The organism is Sphingobium sp. MP9-4, assembly GCF_005281675.1.
Lineage (GTDB): Bacteria > Pseudomonadota > Alphaproteobacteria > Sphingomonadales > Sphingomonadaceae > Sphingobium > Sphingobium yanoikuyae.
Map to the genome: position 1 here is coordinate 84,945 of NZ_LUFI01000071.1, position 17,817 is coordinate 102,761.

The 17,817-nt window shown below is 64.4% G+C and carries 16 protein-coding genes and 1 riboswitch; of the genes, 9 read left to right on the plus strand and 7 right to left on the minus strand.

What is annotated here, in order from left to right:
- Positions 1-100: 100 nt before the first annotated feature.
- From fabF to metA, 3 genes are all read left to right on the plus strand, one after another.
- The gene (fabF, locus tag A0U87_RS21395) at positions 101-1,360 is read left to right on the plus strand and encodes a beta-ketoacyl-ACP synthase II (protein ID WP_137405978.1); all 1,260 of its coding nucleotides are present in this window, start codon (positions 101-103) and stop codon (positions 1,358-1,360) included.
- Positions 1,361-1,469: 109 nt separating this feature from the next.
- Positions 1,470-2,441, plus strand: a complete 972-nt coding sequence (gene mltG, locus A0U87_RS21400) for an endolytic transglycosylase MltG (RefSeq protein WP_048937054.1) — start codon at positions 1,470-1,472, stop codon at positions 2,439-2,441.
- Between the two features lie 60 nt (positions 2,442-2,501).
- A riboswitch (SAM-I-IV-variant riboswitch) is annotated at positions 2,502-2,610 on the plus strand.
- A 39-nt stretch (positions 2,611-2,649) separates the two neighbouring features.
- Entirely contained in the window at positions 2,650-3,576 is a 927-nt protein-coding gene (gene metA, locus A0U87_RS21405; RefSeq protein ID WP_004212101.1) for a homoserine O-succinyltransferase, read from the plus strand.
- A gap of 10 nt (positions 3,577-3,586) precedes the next feature.
- Here the strand turns inward: metA and A0U87_RS21410 are convergent, their stop codons facing one another.
- Entirely contained in the window at positions 3,587-4,006 is a 420-nt protein-coding gene (locus tag A0U87_RS21410) for a hypothetical protein (protein ID WP_048937053.1), read from the minus strand.
- A 107-nt stretch (positions 4,007-4,113) separates the two neighbouring features.
- On the opposite strand from A0U87_RS21410, the gene A0U87_RS21415 reads away from it, so the two are divergent.
- The gene (locus tag A0U87_RS21415; protein WP_048937001.1) at positions 4,114-4,617 is read left to right on the plus strand and encodes a 2'-5' RNA ligase family protein; all 504 of its coding nucleotides are present in this window, start codon (positions 4,114-4,116) and stop codon (positions 4,615-4,617) included.
- A 502-nt stretch (positions 4,618-5,119) separates the two neighbouring features.
- On the opposite strand, the gene A0U87_RS21420 is transcribed toward A0U87_RS21415, so the two are convergent.
- The 6 genes from A0U87_RS21420 to A0U87_RS21445 all read right to left on the minus strand — a co-directional run bounded on the left by A0U87_RS21420 (position 5,120) and on the right by A0U87_RS21445 (position 12,800).
- The gene (locus tag A0U87_RS21420) at positions 5,120-6,346 is read right to left on the minus strand and encodes an FAD-dependent oxidoreductase (protein ID WP_048937000.1); all 1,227 of its coding nucleotides are present in this window, start codon (positions 6,344-6,346) and stop codon (positions 5,120-5,122) included.
- A 123-nt stretch (positions 6,347-6,469) separates the two neighbouring features.
- Positions 6,470-7,507, minus strand: a complete 1,038-nt coding sequence (locus A0U87_RS21425) for a rod shape-determining protein (protein WP_048936999.1) — start codon at positions 7,505-7,507, stop codon at positions 6,470-6,472.
- Positions 7,508-7,651: 144 nt separating this feature from the next.
- Positions 7,652-8,695, minus strand: a complete 1,044-nt coding sequence (locus tag A0U87_RS21430) for a choice-of-anchor A family protein (protein ID WP_137405979.1) — start codon at positions 8,693-8,695, stop codon at positions 7,652-7,654.
- A gap of 221 nt (positions 8,696-8,916) precedes the next feature.
- Positions 8,917-9,306 (minus strand): DUF4440 domain-containing protein, encoded by a 390-nt coding sequence (locus A0U87_RS21435; protein ID WP_048937052.1) that lies wholly within the window; start codon positions 9,304-9,306, stop codon positions 8,917-8,919.
- A gap of 141 nt (positions 9,307-9,447) precedes the next feature.
- Positions 9,448-11,847, minus strand: a complete 2,400-nt coding sequence (locus tag A0U87_RS21440) for a TonB-dependent receptor (RefSeq protein ID WP_137405980.1) — start codon at positions 11,845-11,847, stop codon at positions 9,448-9,450.
- Between the two features lie 230 nt (positions 11,848-12,077).
- Positions 12,078-12,800 (minus strand): GntR family transcriptional regulator, encoded by a 723-nt coding sequence (locus A0U87_RS21445; protein ID WP_048936996.1) that lies wholly within the window; start codon positions 12,798-12,800, stop codon positions 12,078-12,080.
- A 157-nt stretch (positions 12,801-12,957) separates the two neighbouring features.
- On the opposite strand from A0U87_RS21445, the gene A0U87_RS21450 reads away from it, so the two are divergent.
- From A0U87_RS21450 to A0U87_RS21470, 5 genes are read left to right on the plus strand one after another with little or no spacing between them, the layout of a single operon-like run.
- Positions 12,958-14,445, plus strand: a complete 1,488-nt coding sequence (locus tag A0U87_RS21450) for an aldehyde dehydrogenase family protein (protein ID WP_048936995.1) — start codon at positions 12,958-12,960, stop codon at positions 14,443-14,445.
- On the plus strand, positions 14,442-15,248 hold the full coding sequence (locus tag A0U87_RS21455) for a carboxymuconolactone decarboxylase family protein (RefSeq protein WP_048936994.1): 807 nt from the start codon (positions 14,442-14,444) through the stop codon (positions 15,246-15,248). Before A0U87_RS21450 ends, A0U87_RS21455 begins: the two co-directional genes overlap by 4 nt.
- Entirely contained in the window at positions 15,245-16,000 is a 756-nt protein-coding gene (locus tag A0U87_RS21460) for an SDR family oxidoreductase (RefSeq protein WP_048936993.1), read from the plus strand. The genes A0U87_RS21455 and A0U87_RS21460 overlap by 4 nt, the downstream gene beginning before the upstream one ends.
- On the plus strand, positions 15,997-16,806 hold the full coding sequence (locus A0U87_RS21465; RefSeq protein WP_048936992.1) for an NAD(P)-dependent oxidoreductase: 810 nt from the start codon (positions 15,997-15,999) through the stop codon (positions 16,804-16,806). Before A0U87_RS21460 ends, A0U87_RS21465 begins: the two co-directional genes overlap by 4 nt.
- Before the next feature lie 19 nt (positions 16,807-16,825).
- Positions 16,826-17,611: an SDR family oxidoreductase gene (locus A0U87_RS21470; RefSeq protein WP_048936991.1), complete on the plus strand. Its 786-nt coding sequence runs from the start codon at positions 16,826-16,828 to the stop codon at positions 17,609-17,611.
- Positions 17,612-17,817: the final 206 nt, after the last annotated feature.

Consider the following 17,817-nt stretch of genomic DNA (forward strand, 5'->3'; position numbering starts at 1 on the left):
CTTGGGGAGCCTTTTCGTATCTGGCCTGCCGTTCACAAGTGCGTGTGGAACGCCTAGATGAGCGGCACGGAACCAAAAATTGGAATTTCGGAGCAAGCATATGCGTCGCGTCGTCGTAACCGGCCTTGGCATGGTAAGCCCGCTTGGCGGGGATGTCGAAACCACCTGGAAGAACATCATCGCGTCGAAATCCGGCGCGGCGACGATCACCCGCTTCGACGCCACCGATTACAAGTGCCGCATCGCCTGCGAAGTGAAGCCGGCGGATCATGAATATGGCTATGACGCCTCGCTGGACGTCGACCACAAGATCCAGCGCCAGGTCGATCCGTTCATCGTCTATGGCATTTCCGCCGCCAGCCAGGCGCTGCGCGACGCGGGCCTGGACAATATGTCGGAAGAAGAGCGCCTGCGCGCCGGCTGCTCGATCGGTTCGGGCATCGGCGGCCTGCCGGGCATCGAAAGCGAATCGCTGGTGCTGGCCAACAAGGGCCCCAACCGGGTTTCGCCGCACTTCGTCCATGGCCGCCTGATCAACCTGATCTCGGGCCAGGTCTCGATCAAGTACGGCCTGATGGGTCCGAACCATGCCGTCGTCACCGCCTGCTCGACCGGCGCCCACTCGATCGGCGACGCTGCGCGCATGATCGCGATGGACGATGCCGACGTGATGCTGGCGGGCGGCGCGGAAAGCGCGATCTGCCCGATCGGCATCGCCGGCTTCGCCCAGGCGCGTGCGCTCTCGACCGGCTTCAACGACACGCCGGAAAAGGCGAGCCGCCCTTATGACGTCAACCGTGACGGCTTCGTCATGGGCGAAGGCGCGGGCGTGGTCGTGCTGGAAGAATATGAGCATGCCAAGAAGCGCGGCGCGAAAATTTACGCCGAAGTCATCGGCTATGGCCTGACCGGCGACGCCTATCATGTCACGGCGCCGCACCCGGAAGGCAATGGCGGTTTCCGTTCGATGCAGATGGCGCTCAAGCGTTCGGGCCTGGCGCTGGAATATATCGACTATGTGAACGCGCATGGCACGTCGACCCCGCTGGGCGACGAGCTGGAGCTGGGCGCAGTCAAGCGTCTGTTTGGCGATCATCTGGGCAGCATGTCGATGTCCTCGACCAAGTCGGCGATCGGCCACCTGCTGGGCGGCGCGGGCGCGGTGGAGAGCATCTTCTGCATCCTCGCCATGCGCGACCAGATCGTGCCGCCGACGCTCAACCTCGACGAACCGAGCGAAAGCTGCAAGGGCGTCGACCTGGTCCCGCACGTCGCCAAGGAGCGCAAGGTGCGCGCGGTGCTGAACAACTCGTTCGGCTTCGGCGGCACCAACGCCTCGCTCATCATGAAGGCGATCTGATACGCCTGATCCTCCCCTGAAAAGGGGAGGATCATGTAAGCCATAGCCGGTTGGGCATTATTTGGGTCGGGCAGTTGGGATGATGGCAAGACGATCCGGCGCAAATCCGGTGCGGCGACTGGGCTGCATCATCCTTCTGATCGGCCTGGCCGTTGTCGCCTTTGTCGGTTTCCGCTTCGTCCATGGCTGGACCGAGACGGGGCCGGCCACCCAGAATATCAGCATCGTCGTGCCGGAGGGATCGACCCTGTCCGATGCCGCGGTGCTGCTGAAATCGGCTGGCGCGGTGCGTTCGGCCGATGCCTTCCTGACCCGCGCGAAGGTCTTTGGCGGCGCCAAGCCGATCAAGGCCGGCGAGTTCGTGGTGCCCAAGGGCGCCAGCAACCGCGAGATATTGTCGATCCTGCAGGGCGGCAAGACGCTGACCCGGCTGGTCACCATCCCCGAAGGCATGCCGTCGATCCTGGTGCAGGAACGGCTGATGGCCAATGACGAGCTGACCGGCGATGTCGCGGTGCCGCAAGAGGGCAGCGTGCTGCCCGACAGCTATGCCTTCGACAAGGGCGAGCCGCGCGCCGCCGTGCTGAAGCGGATGCAGGCGGCGATGGACAAGGCGCTGGCGAAGCTCTGGGCCGAACGCGCGCCCAATACGATCGCCAAGTCGCCCCAGGAGGCGATCATCCTCGCCTCGATCGTCGAGAAGGAAACCGCGATCGCCAAGGAGCGGCCGATGGTCGCGGGCGTCTACAGCAACCGCCTGCGCAAGAACATGATGCTGCAGGCCGATCCGACGATCATCTATCCGATCACCAGGGGCAAGCCGCTCGGCCGCCGGATCAAGAAGTCCGAGATCGCCGACGTCAACGACTACAACACCTATGCGATGACCGGCCTGCCCAAGGGGCCGATCGCCAATCCGGGCCGGCTGTCGATCCTGGCGGTGCTGCACCCGGCGGAGACGAATGCGCTCTATTTCGTCGCGGACGGGAAGGGCGGCCATATCTTTGCCGACACCTATCAGCAGCATAATGAGAATGTGCGGAAGTGGTTCGAGATCCGCCGCGCGCGGGGCGAGCTGTAAAGCCCGGCTTGGCCGATATATAGCCGGGCTTGCCACATGGTCCGGCGCGCGCTAGGGATAGTCCAGCATCAAGAGTTGGGGCGACGCCCAACGCCAACCTGCCGTTCCGGGCAAGGTGGCACTCCCGATCCGGGAGGATGTGGCCGATCCGGCAACAAAGCGGACCTCAGCCACCGATCGTCGCCCCGCCAGGAAGGACTGACGAGACGTGCCGATCAAGATTGCCGATGACCTGCCCGCCCGCCGCACGCTGGAAGCCGAGGGCGTTGCCGTGATGGGCGAGGCGGATGCGGTGCGGCAGGATATCCGCCCGCTGCGGATCGCGCTGCTGAACCTGATGCCCAACAAGATCGATACCGAGACGCAGCTTGCGCGGCTGCTTGGCGCCTCGCCGTTGCAGGTGGAACTGACGCTGGTGCGGATCAGCGACCATGTGTCGCGCAACACCTCGGCCGATCATATGCAGTCCTTCTATCGCGCCTGGACCGATGTGCGCGACGAGCGGTTCGACGGCTTCCTGATCACCGGCGCGCCGGTCGAGCATCTGCCGTTCGAGGAGGTGAGCTACTGGCAGGAACTGCGCGCCATCTTCGACTGGACCCAGACCCATGTGCATCGTTCGCTCAGCATCTGCTGGGCGGCGCAGGCGGCGCTCCATCATTTCCACGGGGTCGAGAAACATGCGCTGGAGCGCAAGGCGTTCGGCGTGTTCCGCCATCGCAACCATGCCCCGGCCTCGCCCTATCTGCGGGGCTTTTCGGACGATTTCTCGATCCCGGTGTCGCGCTGGTCGGAAGTGCGGCGGGAATCGCTGCCGGTCGATCGCGGGCTGCAATTGCTGGCCGACAGCGCGGAGACCGGGCCTTGCCTGGTCCATGATCCGCGCCATGGCTTCCTGCACATGTTCAACCATGTCGAATATGACACGCGCACACTGGGCGACGAATATGCGCGCGACGGCGGCCGCCAGATGCCGGCCCATTATTTCCCCGACGACGACCCGACCCGCCCGCCGGAAAATCGCTGGCGCAGCCATGCCCATCTGCTGTTCGGCAACTGGATCAACGATCTCTACCAGACCGCGCCGTTCGACGTGGACATGATCGGCCAGGAGATATTGCAGAGCGCGGCCTGATCGGCGCCGATCAGCGCAGCAGGCCCTTGGCCGCCTGACTGCGGGCGTAGAGCCACTGGCCGATGCCGATCAGGATGATGACGGCCGGGAAGATCGCTGCGCCCGCGCCCTTCACCGCCAGCAGGTCGGTGCCAAGGAACGTGTGTCCGAACTGGACGATCACCGCGAGCAGCGACAGCAGGAACAGCGGCACCGCGACGCGGCGGCGCAGCAGCAGGGCGATCGCGCCCAGCGTGCCAGCGCCCACCGCCACCGCATAGACGGCCCAGGCCCAGCCGGGCATCTGGGCAAAGGCGCGGGCGGTGTCGGGATCGGTTTTGGCGAGTTCGCCGAGGTCGGCGCCATATTGCATGACGAAGGCAGCGACCCCCATCAGGTTCCATAGCAGCAGGATGACGGCGATGATGACGAAGGATGCCGGTGCGCGCATGATGCTTCCCCTCCTGGGCCGCGCCTGCTTGCCGGGCGCGGCATCTGTCATCATATAGCCTGTCCCGGCCGGGCGAAAGTCCGCCATCGCGTTGCAGGGAGGCGGTCCTGGCTGATCCGATCATTGTCACCGCGCTGCTGGGCGCCGCCGATTTCGCCTGGGCGGATGGCTTGCGCGGCGCCCATTTTCCGCCCGAACGCAATCAGGTGCCGGCGCATGTCACCCTGTTCCATCATCTGCCGCCTTCGCTGCTGCCCGAACTCAGGACGCGGATGAAGCAGATATGCGCCGGCCCGGCGCCACGGGCGCGGCTGGGCGATGTGCTGCTATTGGGGCAGGGGGTCGCCTATCGCATCGACAGTCCCGATCTGGCGGCGTTGCGTGGCGAATTGGCGGACGCCTTCACCGGCCTGCTGACGCCGCAGGACCAGGCCGGCTTTCGCCCGCATCTGACCGTGCAGAACAAGGTGGAGCCCAGGGTCGCGCGGGCGCTGGCCGACCGATTGCGCGCCGATTTCCATCCCCGCCCGATCGCAATCGCAGGCCTGGCTGCCTGGCACTATCGCGGCGGACCATGGGAACTGGCAAGCGAGACCCGGTTTCGGGGGTAGGGGATTTGGGTGGATTGCGGCCATCCCACCAACGTCATGCTGAACTTGTTTCAGCATCCATCAAGCCTAACAAACCATTGGTCTATTGGGAGGAATGGACCCTGAAACAAGTTCAGGGTGACGATGATGGAATGGCCAAAACTGGTCGTCAGCCGTCAAAACCCGATATCGTCATTGCTTCGCTACGCTTGCAATGGCGGGGTTCGCTCGCTTCCCGGCCGTCTTTCCTACTCAGCATATTTCTGGTCCACCCTGTGGGATGGAATTGGCCGCTCCCATTGCCCCGATATCGACCTTGCTGCAGCGCCCTGCCGCAACAAGTCTGTCGCGTCCTGGTCGCCTGATCGTCGCTTCGCTGGCGCGTCGGTGTCGCTTCACAGGCGCGCGATTGTCGCGCCGCCGTCGCTTTCCGATGACCCTATGCGGGGAAAATGGCGCAAAACGGGGCGACGACACTGTGAACTTCGTAGGAAAATCCGATTGTCGCGTCGTCGCCGACCGGTCAGGCGAGGCCCACTTCCTTGAGCGGAATGCCGGCATCGGCCAGTTGCGCCGGGTCGAGATGGGCGCCCGACAGCACATGGGCGCGGCCCTGGACATAGTCCTTGACCGCATTGACGCAATCGAGCGCGATCAGCTTGCCGCCCTTCAGATAGACGACCGAGAAACTGCGGGTGGCGGGATCGCCGCGCAGCACGGTCTGGTCGAAGCCGGTCGAGAGGCCCACCGTCTGGAGCTTGAGATCATATTGGTTCGACCAGAACCAGGGCACCGCGTCATAGGCCTCTTCCTTGCCGAGGATGTGCGCCACGGCGGTCTTGGCCTGGTCATTGGCGTTCTGGACGGATTCGAGGCGCATCTGCGCGCCGCCGGCAAAGCGGTTGGCATGGGATGCACAATCGCCCACGGCATAGATGTCGGGGAGCGAGGTGCGGCAATATTCGTCGACATCGACGCCATTGCCGCCGGCCGCGCCGGCCGCGATCAATGGGCCGGTTTCGGGCACGATGCCGATGCCCACGATCACCATGTCGGTCTCGATCCGCTCGCCATCCTGCATCAGCACCGCAGTGGCCCGGCCGTCCTCGACCGCGATACAGTCCATCTTCGCGCCGGTGCGCAGATCGACGCCATGGGCGCGATGCTCCGCCTCGTAGAAGCGCGAGAGATCCTCACCCGCGACGCGGGCCAGCACCCGGTCGAGCGCTTCGAGCAGGACGACGGTCTTGCCGAATTTGGAGAGGACGGCGGCCGCCTCCAGCCCGATATAGCCGCCGCCGATGATGGTGACATGGTTCACGCTGTCGATCTTCGCCATCATCGCGTCGACATCGTCGCGGCGGCGCACGGCATGGACATTGGCGGCTTCAGCGCCGCTGCAGGTCAGCATCCGGGGGCTGCCGCCGGTACACCAGATCAGCTTGTCATAGCCGATTTCCGCCTCGCCGACGGTGACGAACTTGCCGACCGGATCGACGCTCTTGACCCGCTTGCCCAGCAACATGTCGATCTTGCGCTCGTCCCAGAAGGCGGCGGGGCGGATCAGGATACGGTCGAAGCTCTTGTCGCCGGCGAAATATTCCTTGGACAAAGGCGGGCGCTCATAGGGCGGATCCTTCTCGTCGCCGATCATGCCGACCGAGCCTTCGAAACCGTGCTGCCGCAGCGAGATCGCCGCCTGCGCGCCGGCATGGCCGGCCCCCACGATCAGAACGTCATAATAGCTCATCCGCCCGCTCATCCTCTTTTATCCGGGGCTTTGCTTGGCGGCATTTGGCGATGCTGGCAAGCGCCGATGTGGCGGGGCGGGCAAGCGATGCCCGCCAACCATCGTCGGGGCGGTGCGCGCCGGTCAGGACATGGTCAGAACGCCTTCATAGGCACGGTCTTCCAGCGCCTTGCCGGCGCCCATGGCGACGCACATCAGGGGCGTGTCGGCGATCCGCACGGGCAGGCCGGTGGCTTCGGACAGCGCCTCATCCAGCCGGCGCAGCAGCGCGCCGCCGCCGGTCAGGGTGATGCCCTCGTCGATGATGTCCGACGAGAGTTCGGGCGCGGTCTGTTCCAGCGCAGTCATCACCGCCATCACGATCTGACCGACCGGTTCGGACAGGGCGTCGCAGATTTCCGTTTCGCTGATGGTCATTTCGGCCGGGCGACCATTTACCAGGTCGCGGCCCTTGACGATGATCCGCTCGCCCTCGCCATCGGGCGGGGTGGCGCAGCCGATCGCGCATTTGACCCGTTCGGCGGTGGCTTCGCCGATCATCAGATTATGGACGCGGCGGATGTGCGAGGCGATCGCGTCGTCCAGCTTGTCGCCGCCGACGCGCGCCGAATTGCTGTAGGCGATGCCGTTGAGCGACAGCACGGCCACTTCGGTCGTGCCGCCGCCGATATCGACCACCATCGCGCCGCGCGGTTCGGTGACGGGCAGGCCGGCGCCGATCGCCGCGGCCATCGGCTCCTCGATCAACTGCACCCGCGCCGCGCCGGCGTTGGAAGCCGCATCGCGCAGCGCCCGGCGCTCGACCATGGTGGAGCCGGTCGGCACGCAGATCACCACATCATAGCGGCGGCCGAAACGCCCGCCATCCTGCGCCTTTTCGACGAAATGCTTGATCATCTGTTCGGCCACGTCGATGTCGGCGATCACGCCGTCGCGCAGCGGGCGGATCGCCTGGATATTGGCCGGGGTCTTGCCCATCATCAGCTTGGCTTCATTGCCCACCACCTTGACCTTGCGGATGCCACGAATGGTCTCGATCGCGATGACGGAGGGTTCGTTCAGCACGATGCCGCGGTCGCGGGCGTGGATGACGGTATTCACGGTGCCAAGATCGATCGCCATGTCGCAGGCGGTCGAGGAGAAGAAGCGGGGCATTTTCATGGGAAAGCGGCGATCTGCAAAGATTGTGAAACAATGGCTCCCTGTGCCGCCGCCCGGCGGCGATCAGAAGGGCGCTGCGCCAGTCCGTCCGTTTCCCGCGTCTGGCCGAGGCTGAAGGGACGGAAAAGCGCGATAAAGGGCGGTTCAGGCGGTCTTGCGGATCAGGCGGCGCCCCAGCAGCACGCCGACGATGCCGAGCAGGAACAGGGTCCAGCCCGGCGCTTCGGGCACCGGCGTGCCGCCCGAGCTGCTGCCGGTCGGCGGATCGATCGGCGGGGTATAGCCGCCCGTATAGGTGCCCAGATGCATCTCGCCATTCTGGGTCAGGTAGCCGAACACGGCCGATCCCTGGATATAGTTGGCGGTGGTCGCATCGGCCCAGGGCGCGAGCAGCGATCCGCCCCAGCTATTGGTGAGGTCGAGCGACTGGGCGTCGCCGAAATTCCAGATCACATGTTCGCCAAGATTGGCGGTGCCGCCCAGGAAATTGTCGTTGAGGCTGACCGCGCTGCCGCTGACATTGACGATCGCGGTGTCGGCGCCGTTCAGGTTGAAGGCGATCTCGCCCACCTTGTCGAGATCGGCGGCGCTGATCGAGAAGACGGCCAGGCCGTTGGCGTCGGGGCTGGCGTTGAAGGTTGCGCGATTGCCGCTGATCACCATGTCGCTGTTGGCGGCCAGGCCCGACAGGTTGGTCGACAATTGCTTCATGCTGCCGGCCAGTACCGTGCCCTGCGTCGCCAGGCTGGATGCGAAGCCGGGGTCCGACGTGGCCAGGCCGGACTGGACGCTATTCTGGTTGATATTGGTGTTGCTGATGGTGCCGCCGACCTTCACCGTCTGGGCCGCGCCATTGAGGTTGAAGCCGCTTTCGACATTACCGCCGACCAGCGCGCCCGACCCGTTGTTCAAATTCTTGATGCCGCCGGTGACATTGCCGACCACGGTGAGGCCCGCCTGTCCGGTCGTGGACGTGGCGGGGGTGCTGATCTGGTAGCTGGAGGATGTGCCGGTGAGGTCGCCGCCAACGAAGGTGCGGCCCTCCACTTCGGAAGAGGAACTGAGGTCGCCCAGCACGATTAGATTCCATTCGCGCAGCGCGTCGGTGCCGGTTACGGGTGAGGCATGAGCGGGGGCGGCAGCCAGCAGCGCCAGCGACGCCGAAACCATGAAACCGGTCTTTTTCATAATAGATAACGCCAAGTCTTCGCATGTCGTCACAATGGATTGCGTGACGCGTGGCGAAGTCCCCCCTTCCGCTCTCTGGATTGTCGGCCCCGACTCCGACGCCGGAGCGCCAAGGACAGGGTGGGGGCGCCATAGTCCTGTCGGACCAGTGCGGCAATATTTTATTAACTATTGCACGAAGAGCGTGGCAGCTCGTCTTGGCGAGGGAAGGTGCGGACTTTTCAGGCCAGGGTCAGGTAAAGTTCCGCCTCGATCAGCCACTCGCTGCCAATCTGCCGCCATTTGGCGGTGTAGGCGCCCGAGGCGATGAGGATGCCGGACGATGCGGCGGCGCCCTGCCACTGGCCATGTTCGAAGGCGATCGGTTCGACGGGCGAGACGAGGATCGTGTCGGGCGTGCGGGTGTAGATGCTGCGATCGGGCGCGGCAAATTCGCGCTTCCAGGCCATCAGCTGCGCCTTGCGCCCGGCGATGACGCCGCTGTCGGTGCCGGTCACCATCACCACATCCTGCGCCAGGATCGGCCCGATGGCGGCCAGGTCGGCATCGGCGAGCGCCCGGTTGAAGCTGGCGCGGCGCAGGCGGATGGCAAGATCGGCGGTGGCGGTCATGGCGCTTCCCTTAGCAGGCGGCGCTGCCGTCGCCATGCCCGTCAGGCAAAAAAAGAACGCCCGCAGCGGGCTGCGGGCGTTCCGTTCGCCAGACCGGGCCATGTCGAGGAGGGCATGGCCGGCCCGGCGGGGAGAGGGGGGTTAGAGCTTGTAGCCCAGGGTCAGCACCCAGGAGCGGCCTTCGCCCGGATTGGCCCAGCCATTGTTACGGATGCTGGTATAATATTTTTCGTTGGTGAAGTTCTGGACGTTGAGCTGCGCCGTTAGCTTCTCGTCGAAGGTGTAGGACAGCATCGCCCGGTGAACGAGATAATCGTCCGAGTGATAGATCGGGACGATCGTCGTGCTGCCGGCCACCAGCGGCGTGACCAGGGCACGATTGTTGAGCGCGAAGCTGCCCTGGTAGGTCAGGCCATAGCCCAGTTGCAGCCCGAAGGGCAGGGTATAGGTGGTGAACAGGCTGCCCGAATGCTTGGGCGTATTGGTCATGTCCTGACCCTTCTGCACATCGGGGATCAGAACATTGTTGCCGCACGGGTTGGACGTAGCCGATCCGATCCCGGATGCAGTGCCCGTCCACGGGCTCGCAAGGCATGCATTGGACACGCTCTGGATGACCTTGCTTTCGAGATAGGTGTAGTTTGCGAAGATCGTCCAGGCTTCGGTGATGTTGCCGCTGGCGCCCAGGGTGACACCGTTCACGCGGTTGCGGCCATCATTGACGGGCAGCGTGCCGACAAACGGATCATTGCTGGTGACGCGATAATTTTTGCGCTCGTTGCGGAACAGGGCGGCGGTCAACTGAAGGCCGCCATCGAACAGGTCGATCTTGCCGCCGATCTCGTAATTGACTGCTTGTTCCGGATTGGCGTCGCAGGCGTCGTTGGAGCCATTGGTTCCGGTGATGATCAGGCCGCAGCCCGATCGCACCGTGGTGGCCGTCGGCGTCTTGCTGTTGGAATAGGCGACATAGAGGCTGGCATTGTCGGCCGGCTTGTAGACCAGGCCGATGCGGTAGGAGAAGAGATCGTCGCTCGCATTCTGCTGCGGGCCGGTGGTGTAGGCGCCCCCGGTGGCGGGGGTCGCGATCGTGTCGGAGCGGAAGCGGGCGCGGTTATGCTCCCAGCGGACGCCGCCATTCAGTTCGAGCCCATCGACGATCTTGGCCGCAGCAAAGGCATAGGTCGCGATGTTGAACAGGTCGCCCATCTGGTGGCCGGACCGGATCTTGTTGACCGGGCCGGTATAGATGCCGTTCGGATCGCTGATGCTGATCGGATCGAGCGTGGGGTTCGGCGTGGCGCCGTTGGCGTTGCGCAGGACGTTGCCATTGTCCAGCGTGTAATCTTCCTGCAGCATCGAGGTGCCGATGACCAGCGTATGGCCGCCCGGAATGTTGAAGGTCAGGTCGAGCTGATTGTAGAGCGTCTGGTTGACCGAGTCCCGGAAGCCGCCACGCGGGCCGCTGGGATAATACATGCCCGGCACCTGGCCGGCGGCGCAGGCCGCACCGGTCGGCAGTGTGCCGTTGGCGAGGCAATAGGCGCCCTGTGGCGGGTTGACGACCAGATTTTGCTCGACGCGCTGCCAGCGCGACAGGTTGCGGACCGACAGCAGGTCGCTGAAACGATGGTCGAAGATCGCCGTCGCCTGGTCGATCGTCTGATCCTGCTTGTCGAGATTCTTGTAGCCATAATAGCCGCTATAGGGCACGCCGGGCAGTGGCCCGTCATAGATCGCATTCTTGTAATAGGGGATGCCGTAAAGCGGCGTATTCTCGTCTTCCTGATGGGTGTAGAGCAGGGTCAGCGAGGTCGGCCCTTCCACGTCCAGCTTGACCGAGGGGGCCACGCCCCAGCGCTTGTAGCTGTCGACATCGCGCCGGGCGACGTCATTTTCATGATACATGGCGTTGAGGCGCACGGCGATTTGCTCGTTGACGCGGACATTGCTGTCGATGGTCGCGCGATAATAATCGGACGTGCCGATGCCGCCCTGCACCAGCGTTTCGCTGTCGGCCTTGGGGCGCTTGGTCACCAGGTTGATGTTGCCGCCGATCGCGCCCGAACCACCATAGACGGAGTTGGCGCCGTTGGTGACCTCGATCTGCTCCAGGTTGAACGGGTCGGTGCGGCTATATTGGGCGCTGTCGCGCACGCCATCGATGCTGATGTCGGTGTTGGCGCTCTGGCCACGCAGGTTGATGCTGTCGCCATAGCCGCCGCCGCCTTCGCCCGCGCCGAAGGTGATGCCCGGAACGGTGGACAGCACGTCGCGCAGGGTGAGGAGGTTCTGCTTCTGGATGGTCTGGTTGCCGATCACCGTGATGGTCTGCGGCGTGTCGAGCAGGGGGCGAACATATTTGGGCGATTCGGGCTTTTCCACCTTGATGGAACTGTCGTCGATCGCCGTGTCGGTGACCGTGACGCCACCCAGTGCCTGGCCCTGGCCATTATCCTGCGCGTGTGCGCCGGATGCGAAGGCCATTGCGCCGACGCAGCTCAGTGCAAGGAAGGATGGAGTGTTTCCATATTTCGCCATTGTTTCAGAACCCCTTTCGATTGTTGCAGGGCTGCTATTGCGACCTATTCGCATTGTCAATGCTATTGCGAGTGGATATCTGTTCGACGATGCTTTTTTGCTAAATGATGTAAAAGTCGCACAGTTGGAAAAGTGGCTAAATGGCCAACATATGGATCATAACGGCCCATCAGCGGCGCGTGCCTGTCAGTGGCACCCGAAGGCATTGCTTTATCGCGTGCGATGTCGCTTCATACGCGGTCGAATGCGCACAAGGCGGCCAAAACCTGCCGATTTTGGCGGTCGGCCTCGAAATGGGCGAGGGCAGGGTCGCGATCGGCGATCGCGTCGATGATGCGCAGACGACCGTGGCGCCATATGCCGAGGTCGAACATGTCGGCCCCGGTGCCGTCGCGCTCCACATCGCGCGCGCTCCCCAGCGCGACACGGGTCAACAGCTCGAACAGGGGCTGGCTGACCATTTTGAACAATATGTCCTGCAGCCGGCCTTCCAACTGGCCGAGCCCGTCCATGCTATCGCATGCATCGATCTGACTGCGCAGATCGAGTAATTCCCTGTGAAGGGCCTGGTCGTCGCATCGCGCGGCAGCGGCGCAGAGCCGGTTGAACAACAGCGAGGTGATGTCGAGTATCTCGCGCCAGGAACCCGGTTCGCCGCACAGATAGGCGCCCAGCATCCGTTCCAGATCGGCCATTTGCGGTCGCCGGCCATAATAGCCGCCGCCTGGCCCGCGCCGGACCTCCAGCAAGCCCTCATGCTCCAGGATGCGTGCTGCCTGCTGGACCGTGACGATGCCGACCTCCAACTCGCGGGCAAGGGTTTGCAGCGAACCAATCTGCTCGCCGGCCGGTGCAGCGAGGATGCGCCGGCGCAGGGCGTCGGCGGTATGGCGGACGATCTGCCGCTTGCCGATCGCCGGTTCGGTCAGGTCATTTTGCTGGATGAGGCTCATATGAATTAATGTGCATATTGATTGATATTTCGCAAGGGCGATACTGAGCGCGATCGCCTTGATGATCTAATAATATGCACATTAATATCAATTCTAAGAGTCGCCGCCCCGTCCTGGAGCGGTGCCGCTGCGCTTGCCGCGCCGGAAGGAGAGAGCCATGGCGTTCAGGGATCCCGTGATCGACGCATTGCCGCGTCACCCCATCATCATTGGCGGACAGCGCGAAGTGCCCACCGGCCCGGCGCGCCACGCCCATGTCTATCCCGGCACCGGCAAGGTGACGCAGGAACTGGCGTTGGCAGATGCAGAGGATGTCGACCGGGCCACGGCCGCCGCGCGCAAGGCTTTCCCCGCATGGCGCGCGATGCCCGGCGACAAGAGGCGCGACCTCATGTTCCGCATCGCCGCCCTGCTGGAGGCCAAGTCGGCGGATTTCGCGCCGAGCCTGATCGCCGAAAATGGATCGGTGGCGATGGTGGCACCCTATATGGGCTATGATGCCGCCCAGAAGTTCCGCTATTTCGGTGGCTGGTGCGACAAGCTGCACGGGCGCACCATCCCGATGTGGGGCGCGCCGGCCCATGATTATGTCAGCTATGATCCCTATGGCGTGATCGGCATCATCGTACCGTGGAACGGGCCGATTTTCGCCGCGACCATGGTGCTGGCGCCGGTGCTGGCAGCGGGAAATTGCGTGGTCATCAAGGCGCCCGAACTCGCTCCCTACAGCGTCATGCAACTGGTCGAACTGCTGCATGAGGCCGGCCTGCCGGATGGCGTCGTCAATCTGGTCACGGGCGGCGCCGATGTCGGCGCGGCGATGGTCAGCCATCCCGGCATCGACAAGATCGAGTTCATCGGATCGGGCGCGACCGCGCGCCAGGTGCTGGCCAATGCGGCCCAGTCGCTCAAGCCGGTTGGCCTGGAACTGGGCGGCAAGTCGGCCGTGGTCGTGTTCGATGATGCCGACCTGATGCTCGCCGCGAAGAAGGGGCTGACCGGGGCGATTTCCTCCAACGGGCAGGGGTGCATCAATGGCACGCGGCTGCTGGTCCAGCGGGGCATTTATGATCGCTATCTCGACCTGATCGGGGCGATGGCCGGCCATGTGCAATCAGGCGACCCGTTCGATCACGCGACGGTGCTGGGGCCGGTGATCAGCCAGAATGCGCTCGACCGGATCAGCGGCATGGTGGCGCGCGGCGTCGCCGATGGCGGCCGGATCATCGCGGGCGGCCAGCGGCTGGCCGGCGATTTTGCCGATGGCTTCTTCCTGCCGGTGACGATCCTGGCGGACGTGCCCGACCAGTGCGAGATCGCCCAGAATGAGGTGTTCGGGCCGGTGCTGGTCGTGACGCCGTTCGAGGATGAGGAGGAGGCGATCGCGCTCGCCAACGGCACCGACTATGGCCTGGGTGCCTATGTCCACACCCAGAATTTGCGCTGCGCCCATCATATGGCGCGCGAGCTGCAGGCGGGCATGATCCATGTGAACGGTTCGGGTGAGGCGATGCAGCCCAATTGCCCGTTCGGCGGCTTCAAGCAGAGCGGGCATGGCCGGCTGGGCGGGGTCGAGGGGCTGCATGAGTTCCTCCAGCCCAAGAATGTCTGGATGAGCATGGCCGCGCCGGAGGGTGGGCAATGAGCCTGTGTGATCCCGCAGCGCGCAGCGCTCTCGGCAGCGGGCTTCAGGCGGAACTGACGGGGCGGGATGATCCCGCGCCGCAATCACCGGTGGCGGAGAGCTGGCGCGATTTCATCTATGCCGAAATCTGGTCTCGTCCGGGGCTCGATCGACGCGCGCGCTTCCTGATCGCGCTGGCTTCGGCGGCCGGCGCCGATGCGCCCGCCGACCGGCTGGACGGCTATGTCCGTGGGGCACTGGCGACCGGCGCGCTGACCCAGGCCGAATTGCGCGAGGCGGCGCTGCATGTCGCGGTCTATTCCGGCTGGGATAAAGGGGGCGCGATCGATGCTGCGATCGATCGGGTCGAAGCGGAGCAGGGGCTGGCGCCGGTTCTGCTGGCACCGATCCGGGCCGAACCCTGGGATGCGCAGCAGCGCATGGAGCAGGGCTTTGCTGAATTTCGTGCGGTGATGACTTTTGACGGCCCGCGCGTCGGCAATGGCCTCCCCTATCTGCAGGATGGCATATTGAACTTCGTGTTCGGCGAAATGTGGTGCCGGCCAGGCATCGATCAGCGGTCGCGCCGCTTCCTCACGCTGGTGGGCGTCGCAGATTCCGCGGCCACCGTGCCGATCGCCAGCCATTTCCACGCAGCCATGGCGAGCGGCAATTGCACCGCCGCCGAACTCAACGAATTTGTCCTCCAATATGCGGTCCATGCCGGCTGGCCCAAGGCGTCGGTGATCCAGGGCGTGGTGCTGGAAATGGCCGGGAAGGTCGCCAAGGGCCTGGCCTGGAACGCGCGGGAGGAAGGGCGATGAGCATCGCGATCGACATGCGCGGCAAGGTGGCGTTGGTGACTGGCGCGGCTTCAGGCCTTGGCCGCGCGACGGCGGTGAAACTGGCACAGGCCGGCGCCGGGCTGTGTTTGGTAGACGTCAATGCACAAGGGTTGGCCGAAACGCTGAGCCTGCTTGCTGAGGGCGAGCATCAGACGGCGGTTGTCGATCTGGCCGATCCTGACGCTTGCCGTGCCACCGTCGATGCGGCTGTCGCCCATTTCAGCCAGCTCGATGCGCTGTGCAATGTCGCTGGCCTCATCTATCTCGCCAATTCGCCCGACATGCCCCGGCTGCTTTGGGACAAGACGCTGGCGGTCAACCTTACCGCGCCCTTCCTGCGGTCACAGGCGGCAATCCCGCATCTGCTGAAGGTCAATGGCGCGATCGTGAATGTCGTCTCTTCGGCCGCGTTCATCGGCGAGGCCTATGCCGCCGCCTATTGCGCGTCGAAAGCCGGCCTTCTCAACCTCACCAAGGCCATGGCGATGGAGTATCAGAAGCAGCCGATCCGCATCAACGCCGTTGCGCCCGGTGGCATGATGACCAATATCGCCACCAATTTCCGGCCGCCCGCAGGTTGCGACTTCGAATTGCTCAAGCGTTTTTCCGGGATGCGCGGCACGGTCGAGGTCGATGATGTCGCCGACATGGTCGCGCTGCTCGCCTCGCCGGCCGGGCGTGGCTTCCACGGCAATTGCATCTCGATCGATGCCGGGATCACCGCAGGATGAGCGGGATGGAACGGATCGGCTTCATCGGCCTGGGTAGCCAGGGTGGTCCCATGGCTGAACGGATCGCTGCCGCTGGCTATCCGCTCATGCTCTGGGCCCGCCGTGCGGATGCGCTGGCGCCCTTCCTCGAAAAGGGCGCCACGGCAGCGCCGGACATCGCGACTTTGGGGGCGACCTGCGATCATGTCGGCATCTGCGTCGTCGATGACGCCGGCGTGGCCGAGATCGTCGGGCAATTGCTGCCGGCGATGCGACCGGGCAGCCGGATCGTCATCCATTCGACGATATTGCCCGACCATTGCGTCGCATTGGCCGAACGCTGCGGGGAACGCGGCATTGCCTTCCTCGATGCGCCGGTCAGTGGCGGTGGCCCGGCCGCGGCGGCCGGCACCTTGACCCTGATGTGTGGCGGTGCGGTCGATGTCTTCAAGGCGGCCCGGCCGGTGCTGGAAAGCTTTGGCGGCCTGATCGTGCGAATGGGTGATGTCGGCGCGGGGCAGCGCGCCAAGATCGTCAACAATGCGCTGATGGCGGCCAATATGGGTCTGGCCCACGCCGCGATGGAGGCGGGCAGGGCGCTGGATCTGGATGGCACGGCCCTGCGCGACCTCATCAAGGCGAGCAGCGGCCGCAGCTTCGGTTTCGAGGTTTATGCCCGCCTGCCGACGCCCGGCGCCTTTGCCCATGGCGCGCCGCTGCTGCGCAAGGATGTCGGTCTGCTGATGGCCAGCCTGCCTGATGATGCCAGTGCCGAAGCCTTGTCCCGCGCCGCCACGCCCCTTCTCTCCGCCGCCTGCGGCGACTGACTTTTCAGGAGACCGATCCATGTCCTTCACTCTCGACCAGTTCCGCCTCGACGATAAAGTCGCGATCGTCACGGGCGCCGGCGGACGCGGCAATTCCATCGGCCGGGCCTATGCACTGGGGCTGGCGGCGGCCGGTGCCGCCATCGTCGTTGCTGACCTCAATGGGGAAGGCGCCCAGGCGGTGGCTGACGAGATCATCGCCAGCGGCAGCCGCGCCATTGCCGTCAAGGTCGATGTGGCTGATGAGGCATCAACGCTGGCCATGGCGACGGCGGCCAGTGATGCCTTTGGCGGCGTCGACATCCTCATCAACAATGCCGCGCTGATGGTCGATATCAGCTACGACAATATCGAAGCCGTCAGCCTCGACGCCTGGAACCGGGCCTTTGCGGTCAATCTCAATGGTGCGCTGCTCTGTGCCCGCGCGGTGATCCCTTCGATGCGGGCGCGTGGTGGCGGACGGATCATCAACCAGACGTCGGGCGGGGCATTTCCAGCGACGGGCCTCTACGGCATTTCCAAGCTGGCGCTGGTGGGCCTCACGACGACGCTCGCAAAGCAACTGGGCAAGGACAATATCACCAGCAACGCGATCGCGCCGGGCAATGTCACGTCGGATGCCGGCAAGATGCTGGTGCCCGACGATTCCCCGTTCATCCAGTTCCTGCAGATGAGCTGTGCCCTGCGCCCGCGTGGCGAGCCGGATGAACTGGTCGGCACGGCGCTGCTGCTCTGTTCGGACGCGGGGCGCTGGATTACAGGCCAGACGATCCATGTCGATGGCGGATGGGTGCTGCGGCCTTGAACGGAGGCGGGGCGTCATGGCACAAATTGCGGTCAGGCCATGATGCCCGCTGCCGGATCAGCGTCCGCGATTCCCGTTCGCAGGATCATCGGCATTTTACCGTAATCGCCGAATAATCTGCGTATTATCTCCAAAATCGTCAAATGTTACGAAACACATTCGGCTGCCCCCTTGATACCGTTTCCTCCAGAAAAGAACAGAAATGT

What these genes read in the sequence shown, in the direction of transcription:
- fabF (WP_137405978.1), top strand. Translation starts at nt 101, where the DNA reads ATGCGTCGCGTCGTCGTAACCGGCCTTGGCATGGTAAGCCCGCTTGGC.
- A0U87_RS21410 (WP_048937053.1), bottom strand. Translation starts at nt 4,006, where the DNA reads ATGCGCGCACCGGCATCCTTCGTCATCATCGCCGTCATCCTGCTGCTA.
- A0U87_RS21420 (WP_048937000.1), bottom strand. Translation starts at nt 6,346, where the DNA reads ATGAGCTATTATGACGTTCTGATCGTGGGGGCCGGCCATGCCGGCGCG.
- A0U87_RS21425 (WP_048936999.1), bottom strand. Translation starts at nt 7,507, where the DNA reads ATGAAAATGCCCCGCTTCTTCTCCTCGACCGCCTGCGACATGGCGATC.
- A0U87_RS21430 (WP_137405979.1), bottom strand. Translation starts at nt 8,695, where the DNA reads ATGAAAAAGACCGGTTTCATGGTTTCGGCGTCGCTGGCGCTGCTGGCT.
- A0U87_RS21435 (WP_048937052.1), bottom strand. Translation starts at nt 9,306, where the DNA reads ATGACCGCCACCGCCGATCTTGCCATCCGCCTGCGCCGCGCCAGCTTC.
- A0U87_RS21440 (WP_137405980.1), bottom strand. Translation starts at nt 11,847, where the DNA reads ATGGCGAAATATGGAAACACTCCATCCTTCCTTGCACTGAGCTGCGTC.
- A0U87_RS21445 (WP_048936996.1), bottom strand. Translation starts at nt 12,800, where the DNA reads ATGAGCCTCATCCAGCAAAATGACCTGACCGAACCGGCGATCGGCAAG.
- A0U87_RS21450 (WP_048936995.1), top strand. Translation starts at nt 12,958, where the DNA reads ATGGCGTTCAGGGATCCCGTGATCGACGCATTGCCGCGTCACCCCATC.
- A0U87_RS21455 (WP_048936994.1), top strand. Translation starts at nt 14,442, where the DNA reads ATGAGCCTGTGTGATCCCGCAGCGCGCAGCGCTCTCGGCAGCGGGCTT.
- A0U87_RS21460 (WP_048936993.1), top strand. Translation starts at nt 15,245, where the DNA reads ATGAGCATCGCGATCGACATGCGCGGCAAGGTGGCGTTGGTGACTGGC.
- A0U87_RS21465 (WP_048936992.1), top strand. Translation starts at nt 15,997, where the DNA reads ATGAGCGGGATGGAACGGATCGGCTTCATCGGCCTGGGTAGCCAGGGT.
- A0U87_RS21470 (WP_048936991.1), top strand. Translation starts at nt 16,826, where the DNA reads ATGTCCTTCACTCTCGACCAGTTCCGCCTCGACGATAAAGTCGCGATC.